Annotated in this window: 20 protein-coding genes and 1 pseudogene; 12 read left to right on the top strand and 9 right to left on the bottom strand. The window is 64.2% G+C overall.

What is annotated here, in order from left to right; translation table 11 throughout:
- Window positions 1-22 precede the first annotated feature (22 nt).
- The 6 genes from BMW87_RS32520 to BMW87_RS32495 all read right to left on the bottom strand — a co-directional run bounded on the left by BMW87_RS32520 (window position 23) and on the right by BMW87_RS32495 (window position 8,489).
- Window positions 23-739 carry a nucleotidyl transferase AbiEii/AbiGii toxin family protein gene (locus BMW87_RS32520; protein ID WP_093082268.1) on the bottom strand — a complete coding sequence of 239 codons (717 nt, stop codon included), beginning with the start codon at window positions 737-739 and terminating at the stop codon, window positions 23-25.
- Window positions 736-1,347: a type IV toxin-antitoxin system AbiEi family antitoxin domain-containing protein gene (locus tag BMW87_RS32515; protein WP_093082266.1), complete on the bottom strand. Its 612-nt coding sequence runs from the start codon at window positions 1,345-1,347 to the stop codon at window positions 736-738. The genes BMW87_RS32520 and BMW87_RS32515 overlap by 4 nt, the downstream gene beginning before the upstream one ends.
- Window positions 1,348-1,689: 342 nt before the next feature.
- Window positions 1,690-3,741 (bottom strand): acetoacetate--CoA ligase, encoded by a 2,052-nt coding sequence (locus BMW87_RS32510; protein ID WP_093082263.1) that lies wholly within the window; start codon window positions 3,739-3,741, stop codon window positions 1,690-1,692.
- Complete coding sequence (locus tag BMW87_RS32505; RefSeq protein ID WP_093082261.1) at window positions 3,741-6,059, bottom strand: LamG domain-containing protein; 2,319 nt, start codon at window positions 6,057-6,059, stop codon at window positions 3,741-3,743. Before BMW87_RS32505 ends, BMW87_RS32510 begins: the two co-directional genes overlap by 1 nt.
- Window positions 6,056-7,033, bottom strand: coding sequence for a Bug family tripartite tricarboxylate transporter substrate binding protein (locus BMW87_RS32500; RefSeq protein ID WP_093082258.1), 978 nt, complete (start codon window positions 7,031-7,033; stop codon window positions 6,056-6,058). Before BMW87_RS32500 ends, BMW87_RS32505 begins: the two co-directional genes overlap by 4 nt.
- A gap of 46 nt (window positions 7,034-7,079) precedes the next feature.
- The gene (locus tag BMW87_RS32495; protein WP_093082255.1) at window positions 7,080-8,489 is read right to left on the bottom strand and encodes an aminotransferase family protein; all 1,410 of its coding nucleotides are present in this window, start codon (window positions 8,487-8,489) and stop codon (window positions 7,080-7,082) included.
- A gap of 71 nt (window positions 8,490-8,560) precedes the next feature.
- On the opposite strand from BMW87_RS32495, the gene BMW87_RS32490 reads away from it, so the two are divergent.
- Both BMW87_RS32490 and BMW87_RS35620 read left to right on the top strand, forming a co-directional pair.
- The gene (locus BMW87_RS32490) at window positions 8,561-9,478 is read left to right on the top strand and encodes a LysR family transcriptional regulator (RefSeq protein ID WP_093082253.1); all 918 of its coding nucleotides are present in this window, start codon (window positions 8,561-8,563) and stop codon (window positions 9,476-9,478) included.
- A gap of 373 nt (window positions 9,479-9,851) precedes the next feature.
- Window positions 9,852-9,965, top strand: a pseudogene (locus tag BMW87_RS35620) (IS110 family transposase); the annotation flags it as partial.
- A 16-nt stretch (window positions 9,966-9,981) separates the two neighbouring features.
- Here the strand turns inward: BMW87_RS35620 and BMW87_RS32485 are convergent.
- The 3 genes from BMW87_RS32485 to BMW87_RS32475 form a co-directional block, all read right to left on the bottom strand.
- Complete coding sequence (locus tag BMW87_RS32485) at window positions 9,982-10,536, bottom strand: hypothetical protein (protein WP_143062646.1); 555 nt, start codon at window positions 10,534-10,536, stop codon at window positions 9,982-9,984.
- Between the two features lie 14 nt (window positions 10,537-10,550).
- Window positions 10,551-12,281, bottom strand: a complete 1,731-nt coding sequence (locus BMW87_RS32480; RefSeq protein WP_093082248.1) for an amidohydrolase — start codon at window positions 12,279-12,281, stop codon at window positions 10,551-10,553.
- Window positions 12,282-13,009: 728 nt separating this feature from the next.
- Window positions 13,010-13,951: a LysR family transcriptional regulator gene (locus tag BMW87_RS32475; RefSeq protein WP_093082245.1), complete on the bottom strand. Its 942-nt coding sequence runs from the start codon at window positions 13,949-13,951 to the stop codon at window positions 13,010-13,012.
- Window positions 13,952-14,080: 129 nt separating this feature from the next.
- Here BMW87_RS32475 and BMW87_RS32470 point away from each other — a divergent pair, with 129 nt between their 5' ends.
- The 10 genes from BMW87_RS32470 to BMW87_RS32425 are packed head-to-tail and all read left to right on the top strand — an operon-like array spanning window position 14,081 to window position 22,775.
- On the top strand, window positions 14,081-14,950 hold the full coding sequence (locus BMW87_RS32470; RefSeq protein ID WP_093082243.1) for an intradiol ring-cleavage dioxygenase: 870 nt from the start codon (window positions 14,081-14,083) through the stop codon (window positions 14,948-14,950).
- 4 nt (window positions 14,951-14,954) lie between these two features.
- Complete coding sequence (locus tag BMW87_RS32465; RefSeq protein ID WP_093082240.1) at window positions 14,955-15,275, top strand: Dabb family protein; 321 nt, start codon at window positions 14,955-14,957, stop codon at window positions 15,273-15,275.
- Entirely contained in the window at window positions 15,268-16,329 is a 1,062-nt protein-coding gene (locus BMW87_RS32460) for a maleylacetate reductase (protein WP_093082238.1), read from the top strand. Before BMW87_RS32465 ends, BMW87_RS32460 begins: the two co-directional genes overlap by 8 nt.
- Before the next feature lie 51 nt (window positions 16,330-16,380).
- Window positions 16,381-17,550, top strand: coding sequence for an ABC transporter substrate-binding protein (locus tag BMW87_RS32455; RefSeq protein WP_093082235.1), 1,170 nt, complete (start codon window positions 16,381-16,383; stop codon window positions 17,548-17,550).
- 9 nt (window positions 17,551-17,559) lie between these two features.
- Entirely contained in the window at window positions 17,560-18,549 is a 990-nt protein-coding gene (locus BMW87_RS32450; RefSeq protein WP_093082232.1) for a branched-chain amino acid ABC transporter permease, read from the top strand.
- Window positions 18,546-19,496, top strand: a complete 951-nt coding sequence (locus BMW87_RS32445) for a branched-chain amino acid ABC transporter permease (protein ID WP_093082230.1) — start codon at window positions 18,546-18,548, stop codon at window positions 19,494-19,496. The genes BMW87_RS32450 and BMW87_RS32445 overlap by 4 nt, the downstream gene beginning before the upstream one ends.
- Window positions 19,489-20,244 (top strand): ABC transporter ATP-binding protein, encoded by a 756-nt coding sequence (locus BMW87_RS32440; RefSeq protein ID WP_093082227.1) that lies wholly within the window; start codon window positions 19,489-19,491, stop codon window positions 20,242-20,244. Before BMW87_RS32445 ends, BMW87_RS32440 begins: the two co-directional genes overlap by 8 nt.
- Complete coding sequence (locus BMW87_RS32435; RefSeq protein WP_093082225.1) at window positions 20,241-20,948, top strand: ABC transporter ATP-binding protein; 708 nt, start codon at window positions 20,241-20,243, stop codon at window positions 20,946-20,948. The genes BMW87_RS32440 and BMW87_RS32435 overlap by 4 nt, the downstream gene beginning before the upstream one ends.
- A gap of 34 nt (window positions 20,949-20,982) precedes the next feature.
- Entirely contained in the window at window positions 20,983-22,299 is a 1,317-nt protein-coding gene (locus tag BMW87_RS32430) for an aromatic ring-hydroxylating dioxygenase subunit alpha (RefSeq protein WP_093082222.1), read from the top strand.
- Window positions 22,299-22,775, top strand: coding sequence for an aromatic-ring-hydroxylating dioxygenase subunit beta (locus tag BMW87_RS32425; protein WP_093082220.1), 477 nt, complete (start codon window positions 22,299-22,301; stop codon window positions 22,773-22,775). The genes BMW87_RS32430 and BMW87_RS32425 overlap by 1 nt, the downstream gene beginning before the upstream one ends.
- The last annotated feature ends 15 nt before the right edge of the window (window positions 22,776-22,790 follow it).

Below are 22,790 nucleotides of genomic sequence, written 5' to 3'. Positions count from 1 at the left end.
TATAGTTATTCACAGCTGGCTCCTAACGGAACCAGCTCCAGCCCCTGGTCAATGTTCGATTGGCACCGCTGATCACGATTGCACTGGCGCTAACACGCTGCAGTTCAGCGGGGTCCAGCGTCCCTTCGGTCATTAGCACCCAGAGATCGAAGTAGTCCTTCATCCGGGTGTTGGTCATTCCCAGGAGGCAGACCGCATGGAACTTTTCAGCCACCACGGTGTACTTGGGATAGCTGCGCAACTGCGGGGCGGGCAAGTCGTCAAGCAGGACCGGATAGCTGATGGCTTCCGCTGCTGGTGTTACAGCATCGCCGAAGCCGATGTCCACCTGCAGCGCGATGCGCGCGCCGTCCAGCATCGCTCTCAGGTCAATTCGCACGCCTCCGTAGCCGGTCTCCTTGCGAATGACTGCCCCTTGCACTGACGCGTCATCGAAGGTGATTCCATCTTCCACTGCAATCCGGCAGATTTCGCGAAATGCGTTCACCGCCGATTCGACGTCGTCTGGACCGAACCCCAACAGGTCGGCATCGCGGGTGGGCCGATGTGGCTGGTCGTACCAGAGCGAAAACAGCAGTGCACCCTTGAGCAGGTAGTTGGGGGCATGGTCCGAGATGGACAACCGGTACAGCAGGCGCTCAAGGCCATAGCGGGTGAGCGTCAGGTTGAAGTCCTGCTTCTTAGCATCCGCCTGTTGCTTCAAGCGGGCGCGGATGGAGGCTGCGATGTTGCGGCTCACGTGGTGACGCTTTCGAGGTAGGGGCGTATCACATTGGATACGCGGTCGATCGTGGCGTAATGCCAGAGCGCGTCAACTGTTACTTTGCGCTGTGTCCATCCGTCGCGTAGCGCTTCTAGCGCGACGTCCAGGCCGATTTTGTTGCGAAATTTGAAGCAGTCGGCAATGGTCTTGGCTGCGTTGAAGACCGGAACGTGTACACCATCGATCTGCATGGGTTCAACGCCTTCGGACAGTGCGGGGCCGGACATGCGGATGGCGCGTAGCGAAGGCTGGTCGAGCTTGGGTGTTGGCGAGTTGTGAGGAATCGCGATCCACACTTCAAACGGCGCTTGCGTGCCGATTCCATGGACGCGCAGCGCTGACAGCAGACAGACGATGCCCTGCGGCACGCGAAGGGCGACCTCTGCCAGTGAGCGGTGCTCACTGAGCGTGCGTCCCGGCAGGCTGTAGACGCCTCGGGCGACTCGTTCGAGCCGGCCTGCGGCGACCAGTCGGCTGAGTGCCATCGTGGGGAGGCCGTGCTCGGCTAGATCCCGCGCGCGCAGCAACGGCCGCTTTTTAGCCAGCGCCAGGACGGCTTGTTCGCGTGTCGAAATAGAGAGCATGCTGGAGTTTGTTGCATTTGCTAGTCATTTGTCAACAAAAGAAGAAAAAATGCAACGCGAGTGACTACGCGCGCCCCACAGCTATGCGGTCTATGTGACGCTAAAGATTTGGTTCCGAGAGTAGCGCCGGAGGGGGCGGCGAACTGCGACGGGGACGGGCGACCCCGTTCGCACGGTGGAGCGTCCGACTTCAGTCGGCCACGAGCGACGGTCGTCGACGACGGCATTCCGGCATTCCGGCATTCCGGCACGATAGTGATAACGCGCCAGTCCGGTCAGATCTATCCCAAACCTTGCCGAGGGCTTCGTGCCAGGCGGCGAGCGGAGCCTCACACACCCGCATCAGCCTATGCGGCGGCGGTACCTTTGGGCGAAATCCACGTACCAGTCGATGCTCCCAGGCTCCGCCAGCGCATCGCGGCTCACGACCTTCTCGAGCGCGTGGCCCAGTAGGAGCTTCTTGACGGGCAACTCCAGTTTCTTACCGGTGATGGTCTTCGGGATCGTGCTCACCTGGATGATCTCGTTGGGCACGTGTCGTGCTGACAAGCCTGTACGCAAGGCCTGCCGGATGTATTGCTCCAGCGGCGCGCTCAGCTGAATGCCGGGCTGCAGCTGAACGAACAGCGCCATGTACGACTCGCGCCCGAGGTACTCCAGGTCCACGACCAGGCTGTCCAGCACTTCGGTGATGCCCTGTACGACCCGGTACAGCTCGGAGGTTCCCATGCGCACACCCTGGCGATTGATGGTGGCGTCTGAACGGCCGTAGATCACGCCCGCCGTCGCTTGGGGCCGCGGCGCCAGTCGCAGCCAGTCGCCATGGCGCCAGACGTTGCGGCCCTGGCTGTCCTTGAAGTTCTCGAAGTAGCTCTCCAGGTAGCGCCGATTTCCCGCGTCTCCCCAGAAGTACAGCGGCATCGAAGGCAAGGGCCTTGTGCACACCAGTTCCCCCACCTCGTCCATCACGGGCTGCCCGGCATCGTTCCAGGCTTGCACACACGCGCCCAAGGTGCGGCATTGCATCTCGCCTGTGTAGACCGGCAGGGTGGGGAGCCCTACCAGGAAGCCACCGGCAATGTCCGTTCCGCCCGAAACGATGTTGAGCCAGAGATCGGGTTTGACGGCGCTGTACAGCCACTCGCAAGCCTCGGGTGACAGAGGAGATCCGGTGGATGACACCGTGTGCAACTGCCGCAGATCTGCGATGTCGTGCGGCACGATGCCGGCCTTGAGACAGGCGTGATGGATCGCGGCGCCCGCGCCGAACACGTGAACGCCCAGTCGCCCCGCCAGCTTCCACAGGTAGCCCCAGTCGGGCTCGGCACCGCCACCAGTCACGGCGCCGTCGTACAGCACGAGGGTGGCGCCCCCCAGCAGCCCCATGACGTGTGCGTTCCACACCATCCACGACGTGTTGGCGGCCCAGAAGACGCGCTCGCCCGGGTGCAGGTCGCCGTGCAGGATCATGTTCACCATGCCGTTCGCGAGCACGCCGCCGTGGCCGTGGACGATCGCCTTGGGCAGCCCCGTCGTTCCCGACGAGTAAAGGATCCACAGTGGGTGCTCCGCCGGGAGCGCCGCCGGTTGCCAGGCCGCCTCGCGCGCGATGGCGTCCTGCCAGTGCATCGTTGTGCGGCTCGCGGCCTGCACGGGTGGATGCGCTGCCGCGTCGAGATGCGCGATCCAGAGGATGCCGGTGACCGTCGGCAGCTCGCGCAGAATCTCGTCCAGTGCGCCGCGGCGGTCGAACGCCTTGCTGCCGAAGCGATAGCCGTCCACCGCGACCAGCACCTTGGGCTCGATCTGGCGGAGCCGGTCTCCCACGCTGACCGGCCCCATGTCCGGCGCGCACAGAGACCACACCGCACCCAGGCTGGCAGCGGCCAGGAACGCAACGACCGCCTGGGGAATGTTGGGAAGGTAGCCGGCCACGCGGTCACCTTGCTGCACGCCCAACTCGCGCAGGGCTTGGGCCACCGATGCCACTTGGCACCGAAGCTCGTCCCAGCTCACGGTGCCGGTGCCCGAGGCTTCGCTTTCAAAAACGATGGCGGGCGAGGCCAGGTGCGCGTGGCGGAACACCTGGTCGACCAGATTGAGCTGGGCGCCTTCGAACCATCGGGCGCCCGGCATGTCGTCGCAGGACAGGATGCGCGCGTACGACGTTCGCAACGGAAGCTCGAAGAAGGCCAGGACGGCACTCCAGAAGCCCTCCAGGTCGGTCACCGACCATTGCCACAGCGCCTCGTAGTTCTCGAAACGAAGACCGCGTTCGCGATCCAGCCAGGCCTCGAAGTGGGTGATCAGAGCCCGTGCCTTGCGGTCTGGTGAAGGCGTCCACAGGGGCGCATCGAGCGCCGTGTGAGCTGTGATTTCTGGATGTGTGGCCATCACGTTGCCGTCTTGCCGGTAGGTGCTTGCATGGAATTTCTGGGGGCTATGCCGAAACGATGCAGCACGTTGCCGAGCAGTTGTCCGAAGAGCGGGTCGCTGCCGATCACCCAGGCCGCACCGACGGCGCCTGCATGAAACACGCGCCCGCCCTGTGGCCGCTCCCAATAGATCATTTCGGCCGACAGTCCGTCGAGCGATTCGGTGGGTCTCGAGTAGTAGTCGAGGTACGCGTCCAACTTGCCCGGCACGCGCCGGATGCCCTTGGCGATGACCTCGATGCCTTCTTGTGCGAAGGGAAGGGAAGCACCGGGGGGGGCGCACTTCGTCATCTTCGCGAGGGTCGAAAGGGTCAGGTCCCACTCGTGTCCGATGGCGCGCGGCAGCCCGCCGCGGGGTGCGTGGCCGAAGGTGTCTCCCTTGCCGAGACCCAGCGGCTGCGGCTCGTTGAAGAGCCCATGCGCCGGCAGCTCGACGTGATAGACGCCGAAGTCGTCGCCATGGGCGAAGGCCCAGCCCGCAGTCTCAAGGCCGATGATTTCGCCGGCCGGTCGGCCCGATGCCTTGAGCCGTCCGCCGCGCGCCCAGTCCTGGCTGTGGTACTGCTCGCCGAATGCGCCGGCCGGCGGGCCCACGGGCGACCTGGTGTCGTCGTGATCAGGCCCGTTGACCTTGCGCTGCTCCATGACGGTGAAGTCTTCGTCGTAGCTCACGCGCAGGTACATGGTGTTGCCCGACAGCACGACCGCGCTGCCCCCGCGCTTCAGGAAATCGTCGAGTGCCTCCACGCCCGGCAGCGACCAATATTCGCTGTGGCCGTTGACGATGACGGTCTTGTAGCGCGCGAGCAGCGACGGATCGCGGTGCAGGTCGATGTCGCCGATCACGTCGTAGTCGTAGCCCTGCTTGTCGAGCCAGACGTGCAGATGGCGTTCGAGCCGCGTCCACTGGCTGAAACCGCTCTCGGCTGGGTCGTAGAGCGCATTGGGGCTGGCATTGGGCCAGGGCATGCGCAGGCCGACCTGGTAGCAGGGCTGGCCGTGGCGGTGGTAGACGTAGCTGCTGTAGGCCGGCGCGTCGGGATGGCTGTTCTCCAGGCCCTCCGAGCGGCGCGGCCACACCGGATCGTCGACCACGTTCTTCGCGAAGGGCGTGGTGGCGTAGGCGAGCCAGCTGTTGACGGCGCACAGCACGAGGATGGGGGCAGGTGCCACGTGCGCGGGCTTGCGCACGATGAAGGTGATGTCGTAGTCCGCCTTGCGGCCCTCGATATCGAAGCGCGCGCGGCCGACGTAGACGCCGGACCTAGCGTCGTCGGGAACGCGGAATGCGTGCACCGCATCCCAGCGGCAGTCGTAGAGGTCGTCGCCGGCGAAACGCAGGCCGTGCCCGCGCGTCGGATCGTGCAGCGGGTCGTAGGGCGATTCGTCTTCTTCGTACTGGCCGACCTTGCCGGGTTCGAAGGCCGGGCCGACGATCATCCAGGTCGCGTGGTTGACGATGCGGCCGGTGCGCTGGTGCCCACTGGCATCGGCCACTTGCGCGCCGCGCTCTTCCCGAAGGGGCCAGCAGGCGAGCACCGAGCGGCCCGTGGCGATCTGCAATCCGCGTTGTCCGTGTCGGGCGGCGATCTCGCTGCCCGACAGCGCCCGGTCGTACAACGCAGGCATGACGAGGTCGGCTTCGAGGAACAGGTCGGCCAGGCCGTCGATGGCGCTGGCGCCGAGCCGCAGCGGCGCGGCTGCGGGCTCGACGGCCTGCCGTGCGGGCCACTGCGCCACGCACCCCCCATCGATCCACAGCGTTGCGAACTCACCGTCCCACGTGGCGGCAACGTGCTGCCAACGGCGCGCCGCGAGCCGGCCGTGCGAAGGCGCGGCGTTGTCTCCCAGGTGGAACGACAGTGCGCCGCCGGGCTCGATGAAGAACGCAAAGCCGCGCTGCGCGGCGTCGTCGTCGTGCTGGCTGACGATGGTCTGCCTGACATCGACGGTCCAGGGCTTGATCCAGCATTCGAAGCTCAATCCGCGCAGCGGCAGGCCGGCCGGCAAGCCACGCTCCACATACACGTAGGAGCCGGGATGGATCGGCTGAACGCGCGCCTGATAGGGCGCGAACGCTTCGAGCGCCACGTCGTCGCTGCGTCCTTCGACGTCGCTGCCCAGCCGGCAGACCGCGAATTCGTAAGGCACGTCACTGCTGACGTGGAAGCGGACGAGTTCACCCGCCGCCACGGTCTTGGCATCGGCGTAGCCATGGAGGCCGGGCAGCTGCAGCGGTTTGTGCGGCGGGATCGGGTGCAAGGCGGTCGCCGTCATTCCGATGTGAATCCCGAGGCCTTCACCACCGGCCCCCATCGCTTGATGTCGTCGGCGATGAGGGCCGAGAGTTCTTCCGGCGTGCTCGGATTCGGGTCGCTGCTGAGCTTCAGCAGCCGTTCCTGCACGTCCTTGTTGGCCAGTGCCTTGCCGAGTGCCGCATTCAGCTGGTCGACGATGGGCCGCGGCGTGCCCGCCGGCACGAAGAGGCCGGTCCATTCCAGGTTGTCGAAGTGCGGCTGGCCGAGTTCCTTGAGCGTCGGCACGTCGGGCAGCAAGGCTGCACGCCGGGTGCCGTTCACTGCCAGCACCTTGAGCTTGCCCGACTGCTGATGCGCGACAAGGTCGGCAATGGGCATGATGCCGGCCGAGATCTGGTTGCCGAGCAGGTCCTGCACCAGCGGCGCTGCGCCTCGGTAGGGCGCGGCGACGAGGCCGGCCTTGGCGTCGCTGCCGAGGCGATAGCCCATGAACTGCGAGACGCTGCCCGGTGCGGGCACGCCGTAGTTCGCCTTCTTCGGGTCCCGAGTGGCGATGTCGAGCCACTGCTTCACATCCTTGGCCTGCAGCTCGGCGGGCACCGCGATGCCTTCGTAGAAGCTCGCGATGCGGCCGACGGGCTTGAAGTCCTTGACGGCGTCGTAGCGCACCGACTTCGTGGTCAGTGGCAGCATGACCATCATGTGCATGTTGGCCAGCAGCACGGTCAGGCCGTCCGCCGGCGCCGTGCGAACGTAGTCGGCCGCGATCGCGCCGCCCGCACCGGTGCGGTTGTCGACGACGACAACCGTGCCAAGCTCGGCGGCCAGCTTGTCGGCGAGCGTGCGCGCCTGCACGTCGGCCGAGCCGCCGGCCGGGTAGCCGACGATGAGCTTCAGCGGACCGTGCGCGGTGCTGATCTGTGCCGTGGCCGCGGCTGCGAAGGCCAGCGCGGTGCAGGCGAGCGTGACCTTGAGAGTGAACGGGAGCTTCATCGGAGGCTTTCCTGGGTGGGTTGCGAAATCGGTGCGATCGCCGGGTTCAGTGCGCGAGGCCCTTGCGCGCGATCTCGTCGGCGAGATCGGCCAGCGACTTTTCGAGCAGGTCGGCGAGTTCGTCGATCTCCGCCTCGTTGATCGTGAGCGGCGGCGTGATCATCTGGAAATCGCCGAAGGCGCCGAGGTTGGCTCGGCGGTTGTAGAGCGCGATGCCATGCTTCAACCCGTGCTCTGTCAACCGCGCGGGCGCGTTGAAGGCGACCGGCAGCTGGCTGCGCTCGGCCTTGCCCGAGACGATCTCGATGGCGGTGAGAAGGCCCTTGCCGCGCACGTCGCCGACGATCGGCGATCGCGAGGCGATGTCGCGCAGGCGTGCCATCAGCAGTTCACCCCTGTCACGTGCGCGGGTCACAAGGTCTTGCCTCACGACCTCGTCGACCACCGCGCGCGCCACCGCACACGACAGCGGATTCGTGAAGTAGGTGTGGCCGTGCACGAAGCCGCCGGCGCCTGCGATCGCATCGACCATCCGGTTGGGTGCAAGCAGGCAACCCAGCGGCGTGTAGCCGGCGGCCAAGCCCTTGGCGAGCGTCACGAGGTCGGGGCGCGCGCCCTCCCAGTGGTGCGCGGCGAGGAAGGCACCGGTGCGGCCGGCGCCGCTCATGATCTCGTCGAAGATCACCAGCACGCCGTGGCGGTCGCAGATCTCGCGCACGCGCCGGAAGTAGGCCGCCGAGGAAACCACCGCACCGGTCGAGAGGCCGCCGATGGGTTCGAGGATGAACGCCAGCACCGTGTCCGGGCCTTCGCGCAGGATGGTCTGTTCGAGAGCGTCGGCGCACGCCTGCTCGTGCGACTCCACCGTGTGGCCATCGGGGATGCGATACGACAAGGGCGCCGGCACCTTGGGCATGGCACGAACCATCGGGCCATACAGGTTGAGCGTGTTGGCATCGCCCGTAACCGCGAGCGCGCCGAGCGTCGAGCCGTGGTAGCTCGGATCACGCGAGATCACCTTCGCGCGGCTGCCCTGGCCGGTCACGACCGCATATTGGCGCGCGAGCTTGATCGCGGCCTCGTTGGCCTCCGATCCGCCCGAGACGAAGAATGCGCGATCGAAGCCGTCGCCCGCGAGTGCGCAGACGCTGTCGGCCAGCGCGATGTTGTGCTCGCTCTCGAAAAAGCGCGGGTACGCGAAGGTCACCTTCGAGGCCTGCTCGGTCATCGCGGCCAGCACGCGCGGATTGCCGTGGCCGATGTTCGCGACGACGGCGCCGGCCGTTGCGTCGAGATACCGCTTGCCGTTCGCGTCCCACAGGAAGACGCCTTCGCCGCGGGCGACGCGCGGCGGACGGGCCGACCCCTTGGGTGCGTAGAAGCCGAGGACGGAGCCGCCTTTGGGCTCGTCGCCGATCCGGGCGATGCCGGCCGTGGGGGCGTTCGAAGTGTTCATGGCCCGACGATACGAACCACAGTCACTTTCCGCTAGACGCATGGAGTGATGAAGTGCTATACGTTCGGCGTATGAAGCACGTACATGACCGGCTCGACCTGCTCGACACGTTCCAGAAGATCGGCGAGAGCGGATCACTCAGCAAGGCGGCGCGGCTGCTGGGCACGACGCAGCCCACGGTCAGTCGTCGACTGCTCGAGCTGGAGCGGCTGCTCGGCTGCAAGCTGGCGCTGCGCACGACCGCGAGCTTTTCGCTCACCGACGAAGGACGCTCGCTGCTTGCCGAGGCCCGTGACCTCGGGGACCGATGGTCAGGCCTGTCGCAGCGTCTGAAGGGCGGGCAAAGCCGGCCTGAAGGCACGCTGCGCGTGATCGGGCCTTCGGGGTACGGGACGGGCTTCCTGACCGACGCGGTGACCGATCTGCGCGCGGCGCATCCTGCTTTACGCATCGAACTCACGCTGACCGATCGGGTGCTCGACCTGACTGCATGGGGCGCGGATTGCTGGGTCTGCGTGGGGGAGGTACGCGATCCCGGATTGGTGAGCCGCAAGCTCGGCATGATGGAGCGCGTGCTGATCGCTACGCCCGAACTGCTCGAGAGGCTCGGGCCCATCAGCATCGCACGTCTTCCGCAGTTGCCTTGCGTCGGACTCGTGCCCTATGTGACCGGCAACGTGCGCATGCTGGATCGATTGGGCCGCCCCCGCATGGTGATGCTTGACACCCCGATCCAGACCGACAGCCTGCTGTCGAGCTACCGTGCGATCCTCAACGGATCGGGCATCGGCGCGGCGGCCCCCTGGATGTGCCAAGAAGACCTCAAGACCGGTCGGGTGCAACGGGTGCTGGCGAATTGGTGGCTCGAACCCATCGCCATTCATGTCGCGCTGCCTCCAGGCATCTACCGTCCCGCGCGCGTGACGGCCTTCATTCAAGCGCTCAAGGCGCGGATGTTTGCCCTTTCCGGATTCAAGCCATCGCGCTAAGAAGCCAAACCACCAAGGCGCACCCAATGGCCATTGCAATCCGAGGCCGAAGTTCTGCGACGTTTCATATCCGAGGGACCGCTCCCATGCGCCGAGCTCGTCAAAAAGCGCACAAAGGTTGCCCAACAAAGCTTCGCCGCATTTCGTCAAGATCGAGAGAAGAGGTCGTCCAATCGTTGAACGACAGCCTTTCGGAAGACAATTTTGGCGGCTGAACGCCGACAGTGGTTAAGGGTTGTCCGACACCTGTCCGTGCCAACATTACGAGCCCGCGCACGACAGTGCCTGAGGGCAGGTGTTGGACAAGCCTCTAAGGAGGAAACCGCGGAATGCTCTGCTGCGGACTGGGAAGGCTACGGGCCTATGGGGATTCGGACGCTTGGCCCGGAAGGTCGCCCTGGTGGCGGCCATGCGCAAGCTGCTGACCACGCTCAACGCCATTGCGAAGTCCGGAAAATACTGGGAGGAATCGCTCCACGCTTCTTAACTTTTAAGACGGTTGCTCAGGACGTCGAACGGGAATTTTTTGTTCTTGCTCGCGACAAAACCTTCGCGTTGTTGATCCGGTAAACCAGTCCATTGGGATTGTCGTCAACAATTTCCATCGTGCCTCGAATCGTCAGCGGTTCGTCGGTTTGACTTTGCGGCCTCAGCGCATTGATCTCCGCCGTGGTGGTCGGTGAATTCATGGCGTGGCACTCGTCGCACAACAAGGGCTGCGCACTTAGCAGGAATCGGGTGTGATGCTTGCCACCGGAAATCGCGGTCATATAGCCGACCAAGGTGACCGACTTGCCGTGAAGCTCGCGAATCTTCGCAGGCATAAAGGTCAACTTGTATTGACCGTTCTTCCTGGTTAACCCTGCGCGAGCGAGGTCACCCCACAAGACCAAGTCGCGCGGCGCGCCTGAGAAATCGGACGCTTTCAATTCTCTGGCAGCACCGTGCTCATGCACATCGCGAGAGCGCTGCGCCAACGAAGGGGTGGCCAGCAACGACAGCGCCGCAGTGAGCAACGCTGCCGAAGTGGCTCTCAGTCTGAGTCGTAGTTGAATCATCGAGGTTCAAAGAACTAAAGGGGAGTACTTGAATTCTGGTACACGCGCTTGCCACCGACATAGGTTTCAAGCGCTTTGAGATCCTCGATTTCACCGGTCGGAATCGTCATGATGTCACCGGATATAACCACGAAGTCAGCGAGTTTCGCCGGCTCGATGGATCCCTTGATATCCGCTTCGTCGGTGAGTTTGGCGTTGTTGAGTGTGAGAACACGCAACGCTTCTTCGCGACTGGTTGCCTGATTTGCGCCGGCGACGCCGCCCGAGATGGAGTCGCGCGACACGAGATGGTAGAGCCCCCAGAACGGATTGATGGGGATCACCGGAGCATCCGTTCCCCCTGCGACCAGAAGGCCTGCGTCAAGGTAAGTTCTGATCGGCGAATACTGCGAATATCGATCAACGCCAAGATAATTCTTAAGAATCGGCGCTACAAGATACAGGTGATCCTGGACGGACATGCGCAGATTCAGTGCCTTGAGCTTCGGCAATTGATCAGGGCGCATGATCGCCGCATGTTCGATGGTCCAACCGGTCTGCCGAATGTCCTTGGCTGCGCTGGCCTTCTCATAGCCCTCAAGTACCTGGTCGATTGCGGCATCGCCAACGGCGTGTGTTGCCACGCGCCAGCCGGCGTTGTTGAAGGCAATGACAGAGTCATTGAATGCCGCCTGCGGCATGGTCGCTAACCCGAAGTAAGTTCCGCCTTGCCCCATCGGCTCGGCGTACGCCTGGGTCGTGTGGGCGCCTTCAAAGCCACCGTCGACGGCCATTTTGATGCCCCAGACACTCACCAGGCTATCGCCCTCGCCCTGCTTGATTCCCTGGGACGCCAAGGCATCCGGACTCACGCCGCGGAAGAGAACGCTGTAACGCACAGTTGATCTTCCCGAGTCCCTGACTTGCTGCAGTTGTCGGTACGCCGCCACGCTCGTGCCCGCGACGCGGACGCTCGTCAGGCCATAGGAGTTGAGCACAGCCTGCTGCTTCTCGATGCTTGCTTGCGTCTCAGGTGGGGGCGGCGGCAACTCAACGGGATTACGCGCCGTATCGACCAGTTCGCCGGTGAGGTCGCCATTCGCGTCCCTTGGAATTGCGCCCCCAGCTGGCACAGGCGAACTGGTCGTAATGCTCCATTTCGCCAGCGCTGTCTTGTTCAGGAAATAGCTGTGCCCCCCTCGGACAAGCACCACTGGTATGCCGGGTGCTGCGGCTTCCAGCTCCGAGGCGGTAGGTGTGCGCTGCTCTTTGAGCTGGGCTTCGTGCCAGTCTGAATTCGAGACAAGAATTTGGCCGGGCGTGGCGGTCTTGGCAGCGTCACTGATCTTTGCAAAGATATCTGCAAGTGATCGGGCTTGAGAAATGTCAATGCCCGATCCGCCGCCAGGACTGTGAAAGTGACCGTCGGCCAATCCAGGTATCACCGTGCGGCCTTTGAGGTCTACCACCTGAGTATTCGCACTTGCAAGCGGTTTGATCTCATCGGTGGACCCGACACTCAAGAACTTTCCATCTTTGACGGCGAAGGCTTGCGCGACACGCGAATTGTTGTCCACGGTAACCACCTTGCCGTTGATGAAGATCGCGTCCGCTGATGCGGGAGTGACGGGACTCGTGTCCGTCGGTCCGACAGCGTTGAATCCGCCGAATCCGCTGGACCCGCCGGATCCGCCGCAGCCAGCCACAAGGATTGCTGAAGCGCTCGCGGCGGCGATCAGGCTGAGTGAAGATGGAACGCTTTTCATGTTGACCCTCGTTTTCTTGGTTCTGCTATGGCAGAAGGCCGTGAGAACCTGAAGCCCACTGCCCGCTCGGCCTCGATCAAGTAAATTCCCGCGGGATTCCGAGTCGACGGTGTGCCACGACATCTTTCGGTATCAGTTCGCGGGGCTGGCGCAGCCTGCGATCACCGAATGCGCAATCGTGGTCTCATCGAGGTTTCGCATTTGCGGGCTCCTATGACTTCCTTGCAGACCAAGGTCATGCAAGTGAGCAAGGTGGATGCTAGTGATCGCTCGAATGCAGATATATGTCGATTTTGGAAATGATTCTTCTACTGAAAGGAAGAATCTCGTTCGACATCGGACCGATTACAAAGCTCTGGGCAGGTGGTGAGAATGCGTTGCGCGGATCGGTGTCGAATGGCTTGAGCGCCACGGACGACCTCTGGAAAGCCGACAGCGCACGCCGCCGTGATTGGCCGCGCTAATAAGTGGCCGAGCTTGAGCGCCGGCCGTCATCCAACGCAATCGCGAGCCGCTGCGCACCGGCACCACCGTGCAGCACGCCAATCGCAAGGCCTTCCCGGGCCTGATGGAATCTGCTCGCCACCGGCTAGACCGGACGGCTGTCCTGGGCAATGGGTTGGTCGACATGCACCACTGGCAGGCGCTCGTGCTGTCTTTGGCGTCATTGGTTGCCGCCTTGGTCTACGCAATGAACGGATACCCGGCCTTTGACGCGATTGCGCCTATCAACCGGCCTGCTTGGTCTGTCCCCAAGCCATCGAATTCCAGCGCCGCTGGTAGTCCTGTCGTTCAAAGTCTTCGACCAGAAAGTCGATGAAGGCACGCGTCTTTGCGGGGACGAGGCGGCGGTGCTGATACACGAGGTTGACAGACATCGAGGGTAGCTTCCAGTCGGTCATAAGCGGAACCAGTCGGCCCGCCACCAAGTCGTCGTAGACCACGTACATCGGCTGCACCACGATCCCGAGCCCCTGCACACTGGCCACACGCAAAATCTGCCCATCGTTAGCTTCCAGTTTGGATTTGGTCGCAATCGTCACGCGTTCATCGCCTCGCTCGAAGGTCAGTGTGTCGGGGTCATGGTAGGTGTACAACAGCAATGGATGCTTCGCGAGTGCATGGGGGTCGCCGGGGGCTCCGTAGCGATCGAGGTACGCGGGCGAGGCGGCCAGTACGCGTCGCGTCGTTGCCAGGCTTCGGATGACGAGGCTCGAGTCAGGCTCGGACTCGCGCGTGCGCAGCGCCACGTCGATGTTGTTGTCGATGATGTCGTAGTAGCGATTTGCTGCGACCACCTCCACGCGCAGGTTTGGGTAGCGCTGCGTGAATTCCGGCAGCAGGGGAGCGATGTGCTGCAGCGACAGCGACAGCGACGCAGTCACGCGCAAGACGCCCACCGGATTGGATGTCGTGACGTTGACTGCCTCGACGGCCTCCTGCATGTCGTCCAGTGCGCCTTTGCAGCGGCGGTAGAAGTCCTGGCCAACGTCTGTCACAAACAAGCGGCGCGTGCTGCGTTCGATCAGCCGAGCGCCAAGGCGACGCTCCAGGGCCGCAAGCTGGCGGCTTGCCGAGGGGTTGGACAGGCCCATGGATTCGGCCGCCTTGCTGAGGCTACCCAACTCCACAACGCGCACGAAGAACTCGTACTCGATCCAGTGGTTCATGAGCCATCTTTCCTTGGGATGAAAATATAGTTTTCATTATCATCATATATTTCCATCTAAGTCATTAATAGCATTCGCTCAGACCTTCGTGAAACGACTTTTTGTCGGGGAAAGGTCCGGAGCGCACGAATGCAAAATCTCGACGAGACAACGATCACCCAAGCGGTGATCGCGCGCCACGCGAACACGGCGGACCAACGTCTGAAGACGGTCATGACCTGTCTGGTGCGGCACCTGCACTGCTTTGCGCGGGAGGTCGACCTCACTGAGGTCGAATGGGCCGCGGGACTCGAATTCCTAACGGCTGTCGGCCGTGCCTGCAGTCCAACACGGCAAGAGTTCATCCTGCTGTCGGACACGCTGGGCCTGTCGACGCTGGTGGCGGCTCAAAATCATCGCAAGCCCGTGGGCTGCACCGAGGCCACCGTGTTCGGTCCATTCCACGTCGAAGGCGCACCTGAGCGGGCGTTGGGCACCGATGTAGCGAACGGCGCCGAGGGCGAGCCGTGCTTCGTGCGCGGCAGCATCCGTGGGCTGGCCGGCGAGCCGGTGGCGGGGGCCGTGATCGAGATCTGGCAGGCAGATGCCAGGGGCCTATACGACGTGCAGTACGAGCCATTTGACGAGCATCGCGCGCGTGCCACGCTTCGTTCGGCAGCCGATGGCGGCTACCACTTCCTCAGCATCGTGGCGACGCCATATCCGATTCCGCACGATGGGCCAGTTGGTCAGCTCCTGGACGCATTGGGCCGCCATCCTTGGCGTCCAGCACACCTGCACTTTCGCATCAGCGCACCGGGCTACGAAACCCTCGTGACCCATGTGTTCCGCGCTGGCGACCCGTATCTCGACTCGGATGCAGTGTTCGGCGTTCGTTCGTCCCTTGTGGTGGACTGGGTTCGTCACGAGGCCGGGCTTGCTCCCAATGGCCAGCTGCTCGATATTCCGTTTTCGACGCTGGACTTCGACTTCGTGCTCAATCCGGCGCACCAGGGCTGATTCCATGATCAAGCACGTGGTCATGTGGAAGGTCTCGGGCGACACACCCGATGCACGTCGCGCCACGCGCGAGAAGGTCAAGCAGCAGTTCGAAGGCCTGCGCTCGCTGATTCCGGGCCTGCTCGCCTTGGAGGTCGGGCTGGATGTTAGCGGCGTCGACTACGCCTGTGATGTGGTCCTGTACACCGAATTCGATTCGCCGCAAGCACTGGCGGCCTATGCCGACCACCCTGAGCATCTGCGCGTCAGGCGCGAACTCGATGGCTTGAGGGTGGCCCGCTTTCAGGTCGACTACTTTCCTGCCGAGGCTTCGAGCCATGCGTGATTTCGTCTACGGCGCCCTGCTTGTACGGGTGGTATTTGCCGCGGGCAGTCGAACATGCCTCGCGAACGAAGTGGCAGCGCTGGGCATTCAACGCGCGCTGGTGCTGTGCACCCCCCATCAACGAGACCTGGCTGAAGCCGCTGCGACCTTGTTGGAACAGCGCTGCGTGGGCGTGTTCGACGGTGCGCGCATGCATGTCCCTGTCGAGGTGGCGCGCGCGGCGAGTGCATACGCCACCTCTGTCGGCGCCGATGGGCTCGTGGCGGTCGGTGGCGGCTCCACCATTGGGCTGGCCAAGGGGATTGCGCTCGATATGGGTCTGCCGATCGTCGCCGTTCCGACCACCTATGCAGGTTCTGAAATGACACCCATCTATGGGTTGACGGAAGACGGCGTGAAGAAAACCGGACGCGATGCGCGCGTGCTGCCTCGCACCGTGGTGTACGACCCCGAGTTGACGCTGGGGCTGCCGGTGGCGCTTTCTGTCACCAGTGGATTGAATGCGATTGCACATGCCGCCGAAGGGCTGTACGCACATGACGGCAACCCCGTGCTCGATCTCATGGCCGAGGAAGGCATTCGCGCCCTGGCCGCCGGTCTGACGCGCGTGGCTGCCGCGCCGAGCGATATCGAGGCGCGCAGCGACTGCTTGTATGGCGCGTGGCTGTGCGGCACGGTGCTGGGGCAGGCGGGCATGGCGCTGCATCACAAGCTGTGCCACGTGCTCGGCGGCAGCCTGGATCTGCCCCATGCAGAGACGCACGCCGTGATGCTGCCGCACACCCTGGCCTACAACGCACCGGCTGCGCCGGTGGCCATGCGCCGCATCGCGCGCGCCCTGGGCCGACCGGACGCCAGCTCGGGCCTGCACGAACTTGCCAAGGAGCTTGGCGCGCCAACGTCGTTGCGTGAGTTGGGCGTGACCGCCGGGGCCCTCGATCGAGTGACCGACCTGGCGCTCACCAGCCCCTACGCAAACCCGCGCCCGCTGAGCCGCGAAGCGATTGCCGGGCTACTGGCGCGCGCTTGGTCCGGCGCACCACCCGCGCCCTGACCGGCCGCGCCAGTGAGCAATGCAGCACCAAATTTCTACAGGAGAAAAGCGATGAAACGAATTACCCGTTGGGCCCTTTCCCTCATGGCGTGCGCCAGCTTGGCCACGGCTGGTGCCGCAGAACTTCGCATCGGCGTCATGACGACGCTGAGCGGCGCCCAGGCCGTGCCGGGCGTCGACATGCGAGACGGCATCGAGCTGGCCGTCAAGCAGCTCTCCGGAAAGGTCGGCGGGCAGCCGACCCGCCTGATCGTCGCGGACGACCAGTTCAACCCCGGTGCTGCCAAGCAAATCGCCGAGCGGCTGGTCAAGAAGGACAAGGTGCAGGTGCTCACGGGCATCATCTACTCGAACATCCTGCTGGCGGCGGCGCCTGTCGCGCTGGAAAACGGCAACGTCTATCTCAGCTCGAATGCGGGACCGTCGCAGTATGCGGGCGCGCAATGCGATAGCGGTTTCTTCAGCGTGAGCTGGCAGAACGACGCCGTGCACGAGGCTGCCGGCAAGTACGCGCAGGACAAGGATTACAAGCGCGTGATCCTGGTCGCGCCCAACTATCCGGCCGGCCGCGATGCGACCACCGGCTTCAAGCGCTTCTTCAAGGGCGAGGTGGTCGAGGAGCTCTACCCCAAGCTGGGCCAGCTCGACTTCGCCGTGGAAATCGCGCGCCTGCGCGAACAGAAGCCGGACGCCGTGTACTTCTTCCTGCCCGGCGGCATGGGGATCAACTTCACCAAGCAGTACCGCGCTGCAGGCATTTCGGACAAGACCCGCCTGCTGACCAGCCAGTTCTCCGCTGACCAGGACATCTTTGCCGCCAGTGGCGATGCGATGCTCGGCGTCTACAACACCGGCCACTGGTCGACCGACACCGACAACGCGCCGAGCCGCGAGTTCGTCAACGGCTTCGAGAAGGCCTACGGTCGCCTGCCGAGTTTCTACGCCTCCCAAGGCTACGACGCGATCATGATGATCGACGCAGCGGTTCGCGCGGCCGGAGGCAACGCCGACGATCCCGTGGCACTGCGCAAAGCCCTGGCCGAGAGCAAGTTCACGTCGGTCCGCGGCAAGTTCAGCCTTGGCCCCAATCGCTTTCCGGTGCAGGACTTCTTTGCTCGCGTCGTCTCGCGCGACTCCAAAGGCCGCCTCTACAACAAGACCGAGTCGCTCGTGCTGAGCAACCACGCCGACGCCTACGGCGCGGCCTGCACGCAGAAGTAAGCCAAGACCATGCTTTGGATCGAACAACTCCTCAACGGGTTGCAGTACAGCCTCATGCTGTTCCTCTTCGCCGCAGGCCTGACCCTGGTGTTCGGGATCATGAACCTGGTCAACCTCGCGCACGGTTCGCTGTACATGCTAGGTGCGTATGCGGCTGCCGCTCTGACCACATACAGCGGGTCGTACGTCATGGGCCTCATCGGTGCGCTGCTGTTCATGGGGGCCTTCGGCACGGTGCTGGAGATCGTGTTGATCCGGCGGCTGTACCGCCAGGATCACCTGACGCAGGTGCTGGCGACCTTCGCGTTGATCCTGATCTTCAACGAGTCCGTTCGCATCGTGTGGGGCGTGCAGCCGTTGCCCTACGACATGCCGGCCGCGTTGTCGGGCTCGGTGCCCATCGTGGGCGATCTGCGTTACTCGGCCTACAGGCTTGCGCTCATCGTCGCCGGCGTGGTCGTGGCGCTGCTGCTGTACTGGATGGTCGCGCGCACCCGGGTCGGCATGTGGGTGCGGGCCGGAGCCTCGAATCGCGAGATGGTGCAGATGATGGGCGTGAACGTGCGGTGGTTGTTCACCGCGATATTCGCTCTCGGCGCGGCCTTGTCCGGGCTGGCGGGCGCGGCGCTGGCACCGCTGATGTCGGTGCAGGTCGGCATGGGTGAGGAAGTGCTGATTCTTGCCTTCGTCGTCGTGGTCGTGGGCGGCGTCGGCTCGGTCCGTGGCGCGTTCATCGCCGCGCTGCTGGTGGGCATGGTCGACTCGCTGGGACGCGCTTGGTTGCCCGGCCTTCTGGGCGTGGTGCTCCCACAGGCGATCGTCTCCGATCTTGGGCCCGCGCTCGCGTCGATGTCGGTCTACCTGTTGATGATCGTTGTACTGGCGTTCCGGCCGATGGGCCTGTTCTCGCCCGGCGCCACGGGCCTTTGGCCGAAATGGCTGCGCGTGCGTCGCTCGCCCGTGCTCGCAAGTACCGAACTGGGGAGTGCGTCGTCATGAAGCGCGGAGTCATTGCGACCTTGCTGGTGGGACTCGGCCTTGCCGCGTTGCCTGTGGTGCTCGCCGCAGCAGGGCAGGAGTTCTACCTGGGCCTGTTGACGCGCGTCATGATCTACGCGCTGGCTGCCACCAGCCTGAACCTGTTGCTCGGGTATGGCGGCATGGTCAGCTTCGGCCATGCCGCCTTCCTCGGCATCGGCGGCTATGTGGTGGCGATCGCCGCACAGCATGGCGTGGGCAGCGCATGGGTGGCGTGGCCTCTCGCGCTGTCTGTCGTTGCACTGATGGGCGCCGTCATGGGCGCCATCAGCCTGCGCACCCAGGGTGTTCACTTCCTCATGATCACGCTGGCGCTGGCGCAGATGTTCTATTACGCCTTCGTCTCGCTGCGCAGCTACGGCGGCGACGACGGCCTCTCGATGGCCCGGCGCTCCAGCTTTGGCTGGGAAGCCTGGTGGCCAACAGGTGGCGACATGGGCTTCTACTACCTCGCCCTGGTGCTGCTGGCCCTCGCGCTGCTTCTGGTGCACCGCCTGATTCCTTCGCGTTTCGGCAGCGTCCTGATCGGCGTGCGAGAAAACGAAGCCCGCATGAGCACCATCGGGTTCCCGGTCTACCGCTATAAGCTGGTGGCCTTTGTGATCGCGGCGGTGTTGTGCGGCCTGGCGGGCGTGCTCAACGTCGAGCTCAACCGCTTCGTCAGCCCGTCGGTGATGCACTGGTCGCAGTCGGGCATGTTGATGGTCATGGTGATCATCGGGGGCCTCGGCCGCCCGTGGGCCGGTGTCGTCGGTGCCGCCGTCTTCCTTGGCCTCGAGGAAGTGCTGTCGCACTACACCGAGCGCTGGCAGTTGCCGCTGGGTATCCTGCTGCTGGCGCTGGTGCTTGCACGCGTGGCTGGCTGGAAGCTGCCCGGCAGTGCGCGCAAGGAGCCGCAGCATGTCTAGGCCGCTGCTGGAAATCCAGGGGCTGCACAAGCAGTTCGGCGCGCTGCGCGTGACCGACGACCTGCACCTGCAGGTGCGGCGCGACGAAGTGCATGCCTTGATCGGACCGAACGGGGCCGGCAAGACCACGCTGATCCACCAGATCGCAGGCACGCTGGCGTCCGATGCGGGCACGATCACCCTGGATGCGCACGACGTGACAGCCTTGCCTGCCAGTGCGCGCGTGCGGCGCGGCATTGCGCGCTCCTACCAGATCACCAACGTATTCCGCCAACTGAGCGTGCTGGACAACATCGCGCTCGCCGTGCAGGCGCGGCTCGGGCATAGCTTTTCATTCTGGCGCCCGGTCGCGCGCGACACCGCGCTGCGCGACGAAGCAGCGGCCGTGCTTGACCGGCTGGGGTTGACCGACCACGCCCTGCTTTCTGCTGCAAGCCTGTCTTACGGCGACCAACGCCTGCTGGAAGTCGGCATCGCGTTGGCCACCTCGCCGAGCATGTTGCTGCTCGACGAGCCGATGGCCGGCATGGGGCCGCAGGAATCGAGCCGCATGGTCGAGATGATCGAACGCCTGCGTGGGCAGGTCACTGTTCTGCTCGTCGAGCACGACATGGACGCCGTGTTCCGCCTGGCGGACCGCATCTCCGTGCTCGTCTACGGAAACGTCATTGCGACGGGAACACCGCAGGAGATCCGCTCCAACCCGGATGTCGTGCAAGCCTATCTGGGTGGGGAGGACATCGCGTGAGCGCTCTGCTGGACATCATCGAGATCGACGCCGCCTATGGGGAAAGCCAAGTGCTGTCGCAGGTTCGCCTGCAGATCCAGTCGGGCAGCGCGCACGCCTTGCTCGGCAGGAACGGCATGGGCAAGACCACGCTGGTGCGTTCGATCATGGGGCTGACGCCGCCCCGGCGCGGCGAGATCCGCTTCCTCGGCCAGCGCATCGACGGCCTGTCGACGAGCGAGATCGCGCGGCTGGGCATCGCGGTCGTGCCCGAAGGCCGGCAGATCTTTCCCAACCTGAGCGTGCGCGAGAACCTCACGGCGTTTGCCGCCACCCGGTCGGGCGACGGCCATTGGACCTTCGATCGCGTGCTGGCGCTGTTCCCGCGCCTGGGCGAACGGGCCGCCAACATGGGCAACCAGCTCTCCGGCGGCGAGCAGCAGATGCTGGCCATCGGCCGCGCACTGATGACCAACCCGCGGCTGCTGATTCTCGACGAGGCCACCGAGGGACTCGCGCCGCTGGTGCGCGCCGAGATTTGGCGCAGCCTCGCACTGCTGCGAGAGACGGGGCTCGGCATTCTGGTGATCGACAAGTACGTCGAGCGGCTCATCGAACTGGTCGACCGCCACACGATCCTCGAGCGCGGCCGCGTTGCCTGGGAAGGCGACTCCCGTGCGCTGGCGCAAGACCGAGCGCTCTGGCACCGCTACCTCGGTGTCTGACCACCGACTGAACTCAATCAAAGGAAGACAAGGCATGACTAACAGCAATCCGGCATCGACGCCGACCGTCGAAAAGCCGATGACTTGGCCCGCTGCGGACTTCTCGCGCGTGCCCTACGACGTGTTCACCGACCCGCAGATCTACCGGCTGGAAATGGACAAGCTCTTCCGCGGCGAGGTCTGGAACTACCTCGGCATGGAGTGCGAGATCCCGGCGTGGGGCGACTACCAGACCACCTGGATCGGCGATACCCAGATCGTGGTCACGCGCGCCAAGGACGGCTCCGTCAACGCGTTCGAGAACAGCTGCGCCCATCGCGGCGCGCGCATCGTCGACAAGCTGCGCGGCAACGCCAAGCGCCACACCTGCCCCTACCACCTGTGGACCTACAACCTCGCGGGCGAGCTCACGGGCGTGCCGCTGGAGAAGGGCCACAACGGCAAGGGCGGCATGCCTCCGTGCTTCGAAAAAAAGGACCATGGCCTGCGTACGCTGCGCGTGGCCACGCGCGGCGGGCTGATCTTCGGCACGTATTGCGACACGACCGAACCCCTCGAGGACTACCTCGGCCAGCACAGCGTGGCGCAGATCGATCGCCTGCTTGTCCAGCGCAAGCCCAAGGTCATCGGCTACCTGCGCCAGAAGATTCCCGGGAACTGGAAGCTCTACAACGAAAACGTTCGCGATCCGTACCACGCCTCTTTGCTGCACCTGTTCCAGGTGTCGTTCGGCATCCAGACGCCGGCCATGCAGGGCGGCATCAAGCTCGACAAGGATGGAAAGAACACCTGGAACCATTCAATCATGGGGGACAACGACAACGCGAACCTGGGCAAGCTGTCCGGCGCCTACGCGGACACAGGCAAGCTCATGCCCGACCTGGAAATGCATGACCCTTCGCTGCTGAAGATCCCGCTGGACCTGGGCGACGGCTACAAGACGACGATCCTGTCCATGTTCCCGACCCTGATCGTGGCGCAGGTCGACAACACCTACGCCGTGCGCCACCTGCGGCCCAAAGGGCCTGACGCGGTCGAACTGCACATCACCTACCTGGGCTTCGAAGGCGACACGCCGGAACAGCTGCATAACCGCTTGCTCGCGGTCAACCTCATCGGACCCTCTGGCTTCATCTCGATGGAAGACGGCGAGGCGCTGCGTCTGGTGCAGGAAGGCGTCAAGGCACGCCGTGGCGACCACTCGGTGCTCGAGATGGGTGGTGTTGGAAAGCCGCACGACACCGACTACCTGTCGCAGGAAATCTCGATACGCGGCTTCTGGCAGTACTACCACCGCATGATGGGCTTCGCGCCGGCAGGCAACATGAATCGCGACGAGGAGTCCGCCTGATGACTGTGTCACTTCAACAGCGCGTCGAGCGCTTCAACTTCGACTACGCGGATGCCTTGAACCATCGCCGCTTCGCCGAGTGGCCTGAGTCTTTTGCCGCCGACGCCTGCGACTACCGCGTGGTCTCGCGCGAAAACCATGATGCTGGCCTGCCTGCGCCACTGATGGGCTGCTACACATCGGGCATGGTCAAGGACCGCGTGTCGATGCTCATCAAGGAGACGCTGACGTACCGACAGATGTATTTGCGGCACTACATCACCAACGTGAGAGCCAATGAGGAATCCGACGGCACGATCACCGCCAGCGCCAACCTGCTGGTCATGCAGAGCGACCTGGAAGGAAATTCTTCTATCTATATCGTCGGCTGCTACGAGGACACGATGATCGAGATCGACGGGCAGCTCAAGTTGCGCAAGCGGCTGGTGATCGTTGACTCCTTCAGCATCGACAACATGCTGGCCGTGCCGCTGTGAGCGAAGGGACGGCAC

Source organism: Variovorax sp. OV084 (assembly GCF_900111625.1).
Taxonomy (GTDB): Bacteria; Pseudomonadota; Gammaproteobacteria; order Burkholderiales; family Burkholderiaceae_C; genus Variovorax.
The sequence above is the reverse complement of the archived record's forward strand: the minus strand, read 5'-3'. Positions and strand labels throughout refer to the sequence as shown.